14 protein-coding genes are annotated in these 11,909 nt (G+C 62.1%); 5 read left to right on the plus strand and 9 right to left on the minus strand.

The annotated features are described in order from the left end of the window. Positions 1-38 precede the first annotated feature (38 nt). A complete protein-coding gene (locus CD58_RS02920) occupies positions 39-569 on the minus strand; it encodes a ferritin-like domain-containing protein (protein WP_025211584.1) in 531 nt (176 codons plus the stop codon). Between the two features lie 194 nt (positions 570-763). On the opposite strand from CD58_RS02920, the gene CD58_RS02925 reads away from it, so the two are divergent. The 3 genes from CD58_RS02925 (at position 764) to CD58_RS02935 (ending at position 3,391) form a co-directional block, all read left to right on the plus strand. Continuing rightward, positions 764-1,654, plus strand: a complete 891-nt coding sequence (locus tag CD58_RS02925; RefSeq protein WP_025211585.1) for an esterase/lipase family protein — start codon at positions 764-766, stop codon at positions 1,652-1,654. A 209-nt stretch (positions 1,655-1,863) separates the two neighbouring features. Further along, positions 1,864-2,145, plus strand: a complete 282-nt coding sequence (locus CD58_RS02930) for a PsiF family protein (RefSeq protein WP_025211586.1) — start codon at positions 1,864-1,866, stop codon at positions 2,143-2,145. Positions 2,146-2,377: 232 nt separating this feature from the next. Continuing rightward, entirely contained in the window at positions 2,378-3,391 is a 1,014-nt protein-coding gene (locus CD58_RS02935) for an AI-2E family transporter (protein WP_003197331.1), read from the plus strand. 133 nt (positions 3,392-3,524) lie between these two features. Here CD58_RS02935 and CD58_RS02940 read toward each other — a convergent pair whose 3' ends face one another. Next, complete coding sequence (locus tag CD58_RS02940; RefSeq protein WP_025211587.1) at positions 3,525-4,799, minus strand: Hsp70 family protein; 1,275 nt, start codon at positions 4,797-4,799, stop codon at positions 3,525-3,527. A 297-nt stretch (positions 4,800-5,096) separates the two neighbouring features. On the opposite strand from CD58_RS02940, the gene CD58_RS02945 reads away from it, so the two are divergent. Further along, on the plus strand, positions 5,097-6,038 hold the full coding sequence (locus CD58_RS02945; RefSeq protein WP_025211588.1) for a DnaJ C-terminal domain-containing protein: 942 nt from the start codon (positions 5,097-5,099) through the stop codon (positions 6,036-6,038). Between the two features lie 60 nt (positions 6,039-6,098). After that, positions 6,099-6,398, plus strand: coding sequence for a chaperone modulator CbpM (locus CD58_RS02950; protein WP_025211589.1), 300 nt, complete (start codon positions 6,099-6,101; stop codon positions 6,396-6,398). 177 nt (positions 6,399-6,575) lie between these two features. Here CD58_RS02950 and ureC read toward each other — a convergent pair whose 3' ends face one another. The 7 genes from ureC to urtE form a co-directional block, all read right to left on the minus strand. Continuing rightward, positions 6,576-8,276, minus strand: coding sequence for an urease subunit alpha (ureC, locus tag CD58_RS02955; RefSeq protein ID WP_025211590.1), 1,701 nt, complete (start codon positions 8,274-8,276; stop codon positions 6,576-6,578). A 142-nt stretch (positions 8,277-8,418) separates the two neighbouring features. Then, positions 8,419-8,727: an urease subunit beta gene (locus CD58_RS02960; protein WP_025211591.1), complete on the minus strand. Its 309-nt coding sequence runs from the start codon at positions 8,725-8,727 to the stop codon at positions 8,419-8,421. Further along, a complete protein-coding gene (locus CD58_RS02965) occupies positions 8,724-9,257 on the minus strand; it encodes a GNAT family N-acetyltransferase (RefSeq protein WP_025211592.1) in 534 nt (177 codons plus the stop codon). The genes CD58_RS02960 and CD58_RS02965 overlap by 4 nt, the downstream gene beginning before the upstream one ends. A 5-nt stretch (positions 9,258-9,262) precedes the next feature. Continuing rightward, entirely contained in the window at positions 9,263-9,796 is a 534-nt protein-coding gene (locus CD58_RS02970) for a GNAT family N-acetyltransferase (RefSeq protein ID WP_025211593.1), read from the minus strand. 9 nt (positions 9,797-9,805) lie between these two features. Further along, a complete protein-coding gene (gene ureA / locus CD58_RS02975) occupies positions 9,806-10,108 on the minus strand; it encodes an urease subunit gamma (protein WP_007937143.1) in 303 nt (100 codons plus the stop codon). Positions 10,109-10,259: 151 nt separating this feature from the next. Further along, on the minus strand, positions 10,260-11,111 hold the full coding sequence (locus CD58_RS02980; RefSeq protein ID WP_025211594.1) for an urease accessory protein UreD: 852 nt from the start codon (positions 11,109-11,111) through the stop codon (positions 10,260-10,262). Between the two features lie 30 nt (positions 11,112-11,141). Beyond that, positions 11,142-11,840, minus strand: coding sequence for an urea ABC transporter ATP-binding subunit UrtE (gene urtE, locus CD58_RS02985; RefSeq protein ID WP_025211595.1), 699 nt, complete (start codon positions 11,838-11,840; stop codon positions 11,142-11,144). Positions 11,841-11,909 lie beyond the last annotated feature (69 nt).

An 11,909-nucleotide genomic window follows, 5' to 3' on the forward strand; every position in this document is an offset into this window, starting at 1 on the left:
TGGGAGCGAGCTTGCTCGCGATGGGGCCCTAAAGGCTCTTACAAATCGGCCAGGATGTCGGCCATGTCATCGGCGTGTTCTTCTTCCTGGGCCAGGATGTCTTCGAAGATGCGCCGGGTGGTCGGGTCTTTTTCGCCGATGTACTGGATGATTTCCCGATAGCTGTCGATGGCGATCCGTTCCGCCACCAAGTCTTCGTAGACCATTTCCTTGAGCGTATTGCCGGCCACGTACTGGGCATGGGAATTGCGGGTCAACAGGTCGGGGTTGAACTCAGGTTCTCCGCCCAGTTGCACGATTCGTTCGGCGAGTTTGTCGGCGTGCTCGGCTTCCTGGTTCGCGTGCTCGAGGAACTCACTGGCGGCCACGCTGGCCTTGAGGCCGGTGGCCATGAAGTAGTGGCGCTTGTAGCGCAGCACGCACACCAGTTCGGTGGCCAGCGCTTCGTTGAGCAGGCGAACGACTTCCTGTCGATCGGCGCTGTAGCCCTCGGTCACGGCGCCGTTCTGCACGTTCTGCCGCGCACGTTCGCGCAGGGTGGTTACATCGGATAAGTGCATGTCGCTCATCTCGTTCTCCTGGAGGCTGATCCGGTTGAGGCGTCACGCTCTGCAGGCGCGATCACTCTAGGTCTGAGTGACGCGATCCTGAAAAAGTTTTACCGAATTTGTCCGCAGGCTGATCGGGCCGAAGTAACGCCGGTGTCATAGACTGGTCATCATCGGTACCGATGCTGGGCCCTCTCGATCACAAGGATGTCGCTATGTCGCAACGCTGCGCCACTCGCTACCCGCTGGTATTGGTCCCGGGCATGTTCGGGTTTATTCGCCTGGTGTTGTATCCCTACTGGTATGGGATCGTTTCGGCGTTGCGTCGGGGTGGGGCCGTGGTGGTGACGGTAAAGGTTTCGCCGCTGCATTCATCCGAGGTGCGCGGCGAGCAACTGCTGGCGCGGATCGAGGAGATCCTGCGGCAAACCGGTGCGCAGAAGGTCAACCTGATCGGCCACAGCCAGGGGAGCCTCACCGCCCGCTACGCAGCCGCCAAACGCCCGGACCGGGTGGCATCGGTCACGTCAGTGGCCGGCACCAACCACGGCTCCGAACTGGCCGATTACCTGCAAGCCCACTATCCGGCCGACAGTGCCAGGGGTCGCTTGCTCAGCGCCTTGCTGCGGCTGATCAACGCCTTGATGAGCCTGTTGGAAACCGGCTATCGCGGGCCGAAGTTGCCGGTGGATATCCATGCTTCCCATGCCTCTCTCACCACAGAAGGTGCGGCGCTGTTCAACCAGCGATATCCACAGGGCTTGCCCGAAACCTGGGGCGGGCAGGGGGCGGAAGTGGTCAACGGTGTGCGTTATTACTCCTGGTCCGGGACCTTGCAGCCGGGCAAGACCGATAAGGGCGGCAACCTGTTTGACGGTACTAACCGCAGCTGCCGCTTGTTCGCCCGCACCTTCGTGCGCGAAGCGGGGCAATGCGACGGCATGGTTGGCCGCTACAGCTCGCACTTGGGGACGGTAATTGGCGATGACTACCCGCTGGATCACTTCGACATCGTCAACCAATCGCTGGGGCTGGTGGGCAAGGGCGCCGAACCTGTGCGGTTGTTCGTCGAGCATGCCGAGCGGTTGAGGGCTGCCGGGGTGTAGCCAACTGGACCGCGTTATCGTTCATCGCGAGCAAGCTCGCTCCCACATTCGATCGGGTTTCGTCAGAAGGAATGCGGTCAACTGTGGGAGCGAGCTTGCCGCGATGGCGGTAGATCACGCATCGAAGATCGAGCAGATGAAGGTGTAACAGGCTTTGTCTACACTGCTCCTCATCGCCCCACTCCCGTGCGGCAACCAGGAGAAACACCATGAAGATGCTGCGTGTGCCTTTGTTGATGATCGGTTTGCTGCTGTGTGCCCAGGGCTTCGCCGCCACGGCGCAACAGACCAAGATGACCACCTGCAACGCCGACGCCACGGCCAAGGCCCTCAAGGGTGACGAGCGCAAAGCCTTCATGAGCACCTGCCTCAAGGCCGCTCCGACGACGCCGCAGGAACGCATGAAAACCTGCAACGCCGACGCCACCACCCAGGCGCTGAAGGGCGATGCCCGCAAGGCGTTCATGAGTGAGTGCCTGAAGAAAAAATAAGCGCTGGGTTTTTCTTCAACCTTTGAGGGCCCTATCGCGAGCAAGCTCGCTCCCACAGTGGATTTGTATTGCCCGGTCCATGGTGGGAGCGAGCTTGCTCGCGATGGGGGCGGCACAGCCACTGCAAAAAACACCTGAACCCTGGCCATGATCGGCCGATACAATGTCTAGTGCTGTTGGTGGATCGCTGGCAGACTGCCAATCCTTTCACGCCGTTTCGTTTTGAGGCTGTATGCCAACGTTTTCTCAGCGTCATGTGTTGTTGGTGATCAGTTGGGTGATCATTTTTGGTGGGTTGCTGCTGGTGCTGCCACTGCGCCTGCTGCCAAGCCTGTTGGCCGGGTTGCTGGTGTTCGAACTGGTCAACATGCTCACCCCGCAGCTGCAACGGTTGATCGAAGGCCGGCGTGCCCGCTGGCTGGCGGTGGCGTTGCTGGGCACGCTGGTGGTCAGTGTGCTGACGCTGATCTTCGCCGGAGCCTTCAGTTTCCTGCTCCATGAGGCGGAAAACCCCGGGGCCTCCCTGGACAAGTTCATGACGGTGGTCGACCGTGCCCGAGGGCAATTGCCGCCGTTCATCGACGCCTACCTGCCGGCCAGCGCCGCCGAGTTCCGGGTCGCGATCGGTGACTGGGTGAGCAAACACCTGAGCGACTTGCAACTGGTGGGCAAGGACGCGGCCCACATGTTCGTGACGTTGCTGATCGGTATGGTGCTGGGCGCTATCGTTGCCCTGCAGCGCATTCCCGACCTGACCAAGCGCAAGCCCCTGGCCGCGGCGTTGTTCGATCGCCTGAACCTGCTGGTCAAGGCGTTTCGCAACATCGTCTTCGCCCAGATCAAGATTTCCCTGCTCAACACCTTCTTCACCGGGATTTTCCTGGCGGTGGTGCTGCCGCTGTTCGGGATAAAACTGCCGCTGACCAAGACCCTGATTGTGATGACCTTCCTGCTGGGTCTGCTGCCGGTCATCGGCAACCTGATGTCCAACACGCTGATCACCATTGTCGGCCTGTCGCTGTCGATCTGGGTCGCCGTGGCGGCGCTGGGTTACCTGATCGTGATCCACAAGCTCGAATACTTCCTCAACGCCCGCATCGTCGGCGGGCAGATCAGCGCCAAGTCCTGGGAATTGCTCATGGCGATGCTGGTGTTCGAGGCGGCGTTCGGCCTGCCGGGGGTGGTGGCGGGGCCGATTTATTATGCCTATCTGAAGAGTGAGTTGAAGCAGGTGGGGATGGTTTGATCGGGGGTATGTGGCGTCTGGTCTGGCGCCATCGCGAGCAAGCTCGCTCCCACAGGTGACCGCATTCTTTCTGAAGAAACTCGGTTAACTGTGGGAGCGAGCTTGCTCGCGATTCAGGCGCCTCGGTCCTGGATCAGACCTGCGTGCCGTAACGCTTCATCGCCTCGATCGCCAACCCGCTGCCAATGCTGCCAAAGATGTTGCCTTCCACATGCCGTGCCTGGGGCAGCATCGCCGAGACGCTGTTGCGCAGCGCCGGGATGCCGCTGGAACCCCCGGTAAAGAACACTGTGTCCACCTGATCGACGCGTACATTGGCATCGCCCAGCAGTTGCGTGACGCTGGCCCGTACGCGCTCCAGCAATCCGCCGATGGCCGATTCAAACAGCGCCCGGCTCAGGTCCACGCTCAGGCCCGGCTCGATCCGGTCCAGTGGCACATGGCGTTGGTCGGTGTGGGTCAGCTGGATCTTGGTGTCTTCCACTTCCATCGCCAACCAGTGCCCGGCGCGCTGTTCGATCAGGTGGAACAACCGGTCGATGCCGCCGGTGTCTTCGATGTCGTAGCGCATGCTGCCCAGGGCCAGGGTGGACTTCTGCGAGTACACCGCGTTGATGGTGTGCCAGGTCGCCAGGTTCATGTGGTGGCTGGTGGGCATGTAGGCGCCGCTCTTCATGCGGCTGCCGTAGCCGAACAGCGGCATCACGCCTTGCAAGCTCAGTTGTTTGTCGAAATCGGTCCCGCCGATGTGCACGCCACCGGTGGCGAGGATGTCGGCGTGACGGTTGTCGTGGGTACGGCGCTCGGGGGATAGGCGCACCAGGGAGAAGTCCGACGTACCGCCGCCGATGTCGACGATCAGCACCAACTCTTCTTTTTCGATGGTCGATTCATAGTCGAACGCTGCGGCGATAGGCTCGTACTGGAATGAAACTTCCTTGAAGCCGATGGCGCGGGCGACGTCCACCAGGGTATTTTCCGCTTCCTGGTCGGCCATTTCATCGTCGTCGACGAAAAACACCGGACGACCCAGCACCACTTCTTCGAATTCCCGACCGGCGGTGGCTTCGGCGCGCTTCTTCAATTGGCCGATGTACAGCGCCAGCAAGTCCTTGAAGGGCATGGCCGTGCCCAACACGCTGGTGTCGTGCTTGATCAGCTTGGAGCCCAACAGGCTCTTGAGCGAGCGCATCAACCGGCCTTCGTAGCCTTCCAGGTATTCGTGCAGGGCCAGGCGGCCGTACACCGGGCGGCGCTCCTCGAAATTGAAAAAAACCACCGAGGGCAGGGTGATCTTGTCATCCTCCAGCGCGATCAGCGTTTCCATGCCGGGGCGTAGCCAGCCGACAGTGGAGTTGGACGTGCCGAAGTCGATGCCGCAGGCACGGGCCGGGGATGCGTTTTTCATGTCTTTCAGGTTCCAGTTGAAAAAACGGCCGCGCAGTGTATGTCAGTGCGGCTCGGATTCGAAGGCCGGTTATCTGCTAATTCGCAATCGCTGGCCTTGAAAGACGCCCTTATACCCCCAAACTTGCTGGCATGAGCCTGGTAGTCACAGGGCGGGCACAAGAACCGCCACCGACTGCCGATAAACTTCTGATGCACCGCCCGGTCACAAACCTTGAGGTCGATCAAACCCCAGGACTTGTATCACGAGCATGCTGCGGGTGGCGGTGCGATATCGATAACGGATGGTGATCCTTCAATGGACTTCAAAGACTATTACAAGATTCTGGGTGTGGAGCCGACGGCGGATGACGCCACGATCAAGGCTGCCTATCGCAAACTGGCGCGCAAATACCACCCGGACGTCAGTAAGGAAAAGGACGCCGAGACCAAGTTCAAGGACGTCTCCGAAGCTTATGAAGCGCTGAAAAGCGCCGAAAAACGCGCCGAGTACGACGACCTGCGCCGCTATGGCCAGCACGGCCAGCCGTTCCAGGGGCCGCCGGGTTGGCAAAGCCGTGGCGGTTTTGGCGGCGGCCAGGACACGGGCGATTTTTCGGACTTCTTCAGTTCTATTTTCGGTAATCGCGGACCGGGTTTCGGTGGCGGACAGTCGGGTCGCAGCGCCGGCCGTCGAGGGCAAGACGTGGAAATGGAATTACCGATCTTCCTGGAAGAAACCCTGTCGAGCGAGTCGAAGAAAGTCAGCTTCCAGGTGCCGCAGTACAACGCGGCCGGCCAGCACGTGAGCAACACCAGCAAAAGCCTGAACGTGAAGATTCCGCTGGGCGTGACCGATGGTGAACGCATCCGCCTCAAGGGCCAGGGTGCGCCCGGTATCGGTGGCGGTGCCAATGGTGATTTGTACTTGACGATTCGCTTCGCGCCGCACCCCAAGTTCGACGTTGAAGGCCAGGACCTGATCATCACCTTGCCCTTGGCACCGTGGGAATTGGCCTTGGGCACCGAAGTGGCGGTACCGACCCTGACCGGCAAGATCAACCTCAAGGTCCCGGCCGGCAGCCAGAACGGCCAGCGCATGCGCGCCAAGGGCCACGGCCTGCGCAACAAGGCCGGCGAGCGCGGTTATCTGTTCGTGCAGCTCAAGGCTGTGATGCCCAAGACCAGCGACGAGGCGGTCAAGGCACTGTGGGCGGAACTGGCGAAGAAAGCCGCGTTCGACCCGCGGGAGAATTTCTGACCCGCTGAAGGCAGCACCTGTGGCTAGACTCGACCGTTAAGGCATTGGGAGAAGCAGACCATGAACAATCCGATCATTGAACTGACCCTGACGGAATTCTGCGAGGCCGCCGCGTTGGCGGATGTCCATGTGATCGAGATCGTCGCCCATGGCATCCTCGAACCCCACGGCGCAGCCCCGACGGATTGGCGTTTCACAGACTATGAACTGGTCCTGGCCCGCCGTGCGGCCAAGCTGCGGCGCGAACTGGAGCTGGAATGGGAAGGCGTCGCCCTGGCGCTGGACTTGCTGGAGGAAGTGCAGCAGCTGCGCAGCGAAAACCGCATGCTCAAGCAGCGGTTGGGGCGGTTGGTGGAGTGATGCGAGGCAACAACCGACACCCTGCATGAGCCAGACACACTACCCGTGGCGAGGGAGCTTGCTCCCGCTCGGTTGCGCAGCAACCGCCAAAAAGCGAGGGCTGCTACGCAGCCCAGCGGGAGCAAGCTCCCTCGCCACAGGGTTAAGTGTTTGGCCAGGTATGCTTTTTGATTCACCTCAAAACAGAAAATACCGCTGCGCCATCGGCAGGATCTCAGCCGGTTCACACCACAGCAACACCCCATCGGCCTTGACCTGATAAGTCTGTGGATCAACGTCGATGCTCGGCAGGTAGTCGTTGTGGATCAAGTCGGTCTTCTGCACATCGCGGCAACCTTTGACCACGGCGATTCTCTTCTTCAAACCCAATTGCTCCGGTAACCCCGCCTCGGCGGCGGCCTGGCTGATGAAGGTCAGGCTGGTGGCGTGACGCGAGCCGCCAAAGCTTGCGAACATCGGTCGGTAGTGCACCGGTTGCGGCGTCGGGATCGAGGCGTTGGCGTCGCCCATCAGGCTGGCGGCGATGGCGCCGCCCTTGAGGATCAGCGTCGGCTTGACGCCAAAGAATGCCGGTCGCCACAGCACCAGGTCGGCCCACTTGCCCACTTCGATGGAGCCTACTTCATGGCTGATGCCATGGGTGATCGCCGGGTTGATGGTGTACTTGGCGATGTAGCGTTTGATGCGGAAGTTATCGTTGCCTTCGCCGTCGCCGGGCAGGGCGCCACGTTGCTTCTTCATCTTGTCGGCGGTCTGCCAGGTGCGCGTGATGACTTCGCCGACGCGGCCCATGGCCTGGCTGTCGGAGCTGATCATCGAAAACGCACCGAGGTCGTGGAGAATGTCTTCGGCGGCGATGGTCTCGCGACGGATGCGGCTCTCGGCGAACGCCACGTCTTCGGCGATGCTCGGATCCAGGTGATGACAGACCATCAGCATGTCCAGGTGTTCGTCGATGGTGTTGCGGGTGAACGGCCGGGTCGGGTTGGTCGAGCTGGGCAAGACGTTGGGGAAGCCGCAGGCCTTGATGATGTCCGGTGCGTGACCGCCGCCAGCGCCTTCGGTGTGGTAGGTGTGGATGGTGCGGCCCTTGAACGCGGCCAGGGTGGTTTCGACGAAACCGGACTCGTTGAGGGTGTCGGTGTGAATCGCCACCTGCACGTCGTACTGGTCGGCCACGCTCAGGCAATTGTCGATGGCCGCCGGCGTGGTGCCCCAGTCCTCGTGCAGTTTCAGGCCGATGGCCCCGGCCTTGACCTGTTCGATCAGCGGCTCCGGCAGGCTGGCGTTGCCCTTGCCGGTGAAGCCGATGTTCATCGGGAACGCATCGGCGGCCTGGAGCATGCGCGCCAGGTGCCACGGCCCGGAGGTGCAGGTGGTGGCATTGGTCCCGGTGGCCGGGCCCGTACCGCCGCCGATCATGGTGGTCACACCGCTCATCAACGCTTCTTCGATCTGTTGTGGGCAGATGAAGTGGATGTGGGTATCGATACCGCCGGCGGTGAGGATCATGCCTTCGCCAGCGATCACTTCGGTACTGGCGCCGATGGCGATGGTCACGTCAGGCTGGATGTCCGGGTTGCCGGCCTTGCCGATGGCCGCGATGCGCCCGTCCTTGAGGCCGACATCGGCCTTGACGATGCCCCAGTGGTCGATGATCAGCGCGTTGGTGATCAGCGTGTCCACGACCTCGGCGGCCAACAGCTGGCTCTGGCCCATGCCGTCGCGAATCACCTTGCCGCCACCGAATTTCACTTCTTCGCCATAGGTGGTGAAGTCTTTCTCCACCTCGATCCACAGCTCGGTGTCGGCCAAGCGGACCTTGTCACCGACAGTGGGGCCGAACATATCGGCGTAGGCTTGTCTCGAAATCTTCATGTGCTTGCCTTGGAATTCAAAATTCGAAATGTGCGGTTCATTGTGGCGAGGGAGCTTGCTCCCGCTGGGCTGCGCAGCAGACCCCAAAAACAGGGCCGCTACGCGCCCCAGCGGGAGCAAGCTCCCTCGCCACAAAGGCTTGTCAATCCAGGTCGCCCATCACCCGTCCGGCAAACCCGAACACCCGGCGATGCCCAGCCAGATCGACAAGCTCGACTTCCCGGCTCTGGCCCGGCTCGAAGCGCACGGCGGTGCCGGCCGGAATGTTCAGGCGCATGCCACGGCTGGCGGCACGGTCGAAGGCCAGGGCGTCGTTGGTTTCGAAAAAATGGTAGTGCGAGCCGACCTGGATCGGTCGGTCACCGCTGTTGGCGACGTTCAGCGTGAGGGTGCGACGGCCGACGTTGAGCTCGATGTCGCCGGGCTGGACCTGGTATTGGCCTGGAATCATTGCGGTTGCCCCAAAGTCTTGTAGTAGATGGTGGTCGGGGTATAGGTTCCGTCCGGGCTCTGGCAGTAGTCGGGCAGTTCACCGACGCGGGTATAGCCCATGGCGCGGTAGAACGCCTCGGCCTCGGAGCCGGCCTGGGTGTCGAGGTACAGCAGGCCGCGCTTGTGCTGGCGGGCGCCGAGTTCCAGGGCACTCATCAACTGCTGGCCCAGGCCACGGCGCCGGGCTTCGCCGCGTACCAGCAGCTTCTGCACTTCGGCCCGGTTGAGACCGTTGGGTTTCTGGCACAGGGCAAGCTGGACGCTGGCCTGCACTTGCTCATCCTTGACCACCACCCACAGCAGCAGATGGCCTTGCTCGAGGCTGGCCTGGACTTCGTCGAAATAGGCGCGGGCCTGGACGGCATCGAGGTCGGCCATGAACCCCACGCTGGCGCCATAGCCGACGGCGTCGAGCAACAGATCGATCAGGCCCTGGCGATAATGCGCAAAGCTTTCAGCGGGGACTCGACGCAACTGGGCGGGGTTCATAGGCATCACTCCTTGTCAAAGGCAGGCGGTTGCGCCCCGGGATCGAGGACCAACTGCATGAAAGTCAGGTCCAGCCAGCGGCCGAACTTGGTACCCACCTGGGGCATCTGCCCGGTGGTGGTGAAACCGGCTCGCTCGTGCAAGCGAATCGAGGCGCCGTTACCGCTTTCGATGGCGGCGACCATGACGTGTTTACCGCAGGCCCTGGCGCGCTCGATCAGTGCTGCCATCAGTCGTGGGCCGAGGCCGTTGCCGCGCTGATCGCTGCGTACGTACACCGAATGCTCCACGGTGTGCCGGAAACCGTCGAAAGGCCGCCAGTCGCCGAATGAAGCGTAGCCGAGCACGTTCTCCTCGGCGTTGACGACCACCAGCACCGGATAACCTTGGGCTTGCCGGGCGCTGAACCACGCCTGGCGATTGCCCAAGTCCACTGGCTGTTCGTTCCAGATCGCGGTGGTGTTCAGTACCGCGTCGTTGTAGATGTCACGGATCGCGGGCAGGTCTGCCGGTTGGGCGTCACGCACGATGTAGGTCATGGCGCGGCCTCAGGCGATCGGTTGGTGGACGGTGACCAGTTTGGTGCCGTCGGGAAACGTTGCCTCGACCTGGATCTCCGGGATCATTTCCGGGATGCCTTCCATCACCTGTTCGCGGCTCAGCAGCGTGGTGCCGTAGTGCATCAGTTCGGCCACGGTCTGGCCGTCACGGGCGCCTTCGAGCAGGGCCGCCGAAATATAGGCCATGGCCTCCGGGTAATTGAGTTTCACGCCACGAGCCAACCGCCGCTCGGCGACGAGGCCGGCGGTGAAGATCAGCAGCTTGTCTTTTTCGCGTGGGGTCAGGTCCATGTGCAATCCATAAGGGCAGATAAATAAATCGGGCTAAAAACATGTACCTCTGTGGGAGCGGGCTTGCTCGCGAATGCGGGCTCACATTCAACAGTTGAGTTGGCTGACACACCGCCTTCGCGAGCAAGCCCGCTCCCACAGAAAAGCAAATTCAAGTACTCCAGATTCTCGGGGGCATGGCCTCCCGACCGAGTAGCGCCGGGCGCAGAAGCCGCCACAACGCAATCAACCACCCCCGCGCCAGCAACGCCTCGCTCGCCAGGCACCGCGCCACGACCAGGCCGGGCAACTGGGTCAGGTCGCCGCGTACGGCATGGCCCAGGGAGCGGCATTGCTCCAGCAACGCGCTATCGATGTCCCCGGTCACCAACAACGTGGCAAACACCGGGTCACCGCCCAGGCCGATGGGTGAGTCGAGCAATCCATCACCGCCCACAATGCGCTGGCGCTCATGCCACAGCAACTGGCCGTCGCGGCGGATGTCCAGCCGCGACTGGAAATGCCCCAGATCGAAGCGCTCGCCGCTGGCCGGTCGGCCGAGGGCAACCATGTCCCAGTAGAACAGACGCCCGTCGCCTTGCAGGTCAATGGAGGTGCTGAGCTCGGCCTGGGCCGCGCTGAAGACGATGGTTTCCTGGGGCAGCCATTCCAGCGTCGCCCCGGCAGCCACGCTCAGGCTCAGTTGCTGGTACGCCGGGGCGGCGGCGCGGTACCACTTGGCGGCGCCGGGGCTGGTCAGTTGTGCCCAGGCAGCGGGCCCGACGTGGGCCGAGATGTCCAGTCGATCACCGCCGGCAATCCCACCAGGCGGGTGGACGATGATGTGCTGGCACACCTGCGGGCCTTCGGCGTACAAGTGCTTCTGCACCCGCAGCGGGCCTTTATGGCGGCGCTGTACCGGGCGTGTGCAGTCGCCGAACCGGGCGTAGCCCAGTTCCAGCTCGGCATGCCAGCTAGGGGTGAACACGCCCGAAGGCGCCAACGAAGAGACAGGTAGGTTCATGATTTCTAATGATCGTCAGGACGTTACAGACTAGATCGTAACCAGCCCGCGTACACCCTCGGCTTCCATATTTTCTCCGCGCCCTTGCTGCACGATCTCGCCCCGGGACATCACCAGGTATTGATCGGCCAGCTCGGCGGCGAAGTCGTAGAACTGCTCCACCAGCAGAATCGCCATGTCGCCCCGGGCCGCCAGTTTCTTGATGACCACGCCGATCTCCTTGATCACCGACGGCTGGATGCCTTCGGTGGGTTCATCGAGAATCAGCAGGCGCGGGCGGCTGGCCAGGGCCCGGCCAATGGCGAGCTGCTGTTGCTGGCCGCCGGACAGGTCACCGCCACGGCGTTGTTTCATCTGCAGCAGCACCGGGAACAATTCGTAGATAAACGCCGGCACCTCCTTGGCCTCGGCGCCAGGAAAACGCGACAGGCCCATCAGCAGGTTTTCTTCCACCGTCAGCCGGCCGAAAATCTCCCGGCCCTGGGGCACGTAGGCAATCCCGGCATGGACCCGCTGGTGGGGCTTGAAGGTGGTGATGGCCTTGCCTTCCCAATTCACCGCGCCTTCCTTGGCCGGCAACAGACCCATCAGGCATTTGAGCAGGGTGGTCTTACCCACGCCGTTGCGACCCAGCAGGCAGGTCACCTCGCCGACCTTGGCGTCGAACGACAGGCCTCGCAGGATGTGGCTACCGCCGTAGTACTGGTGCAGCTTGTCGACTTGCAGCATGGCTTAAATTCTCCTAATCCCTTGTGGGAGCGGGCTTGCTCGCGAAGAGGTCGGTACAGCCAACATCGT

Origin of the sequence: Pseudomonas brassicacearum (genome assembly GCF_000585995.1) — a bacterium.
Classification (GTDB): Bacteria; Pseudomonadota; Gammaproteobacteria; order Pseudomonadales; family Pseudomonadaceae; genus Aquipseudomonas; species Aquipseudomonas brassicacearum_A.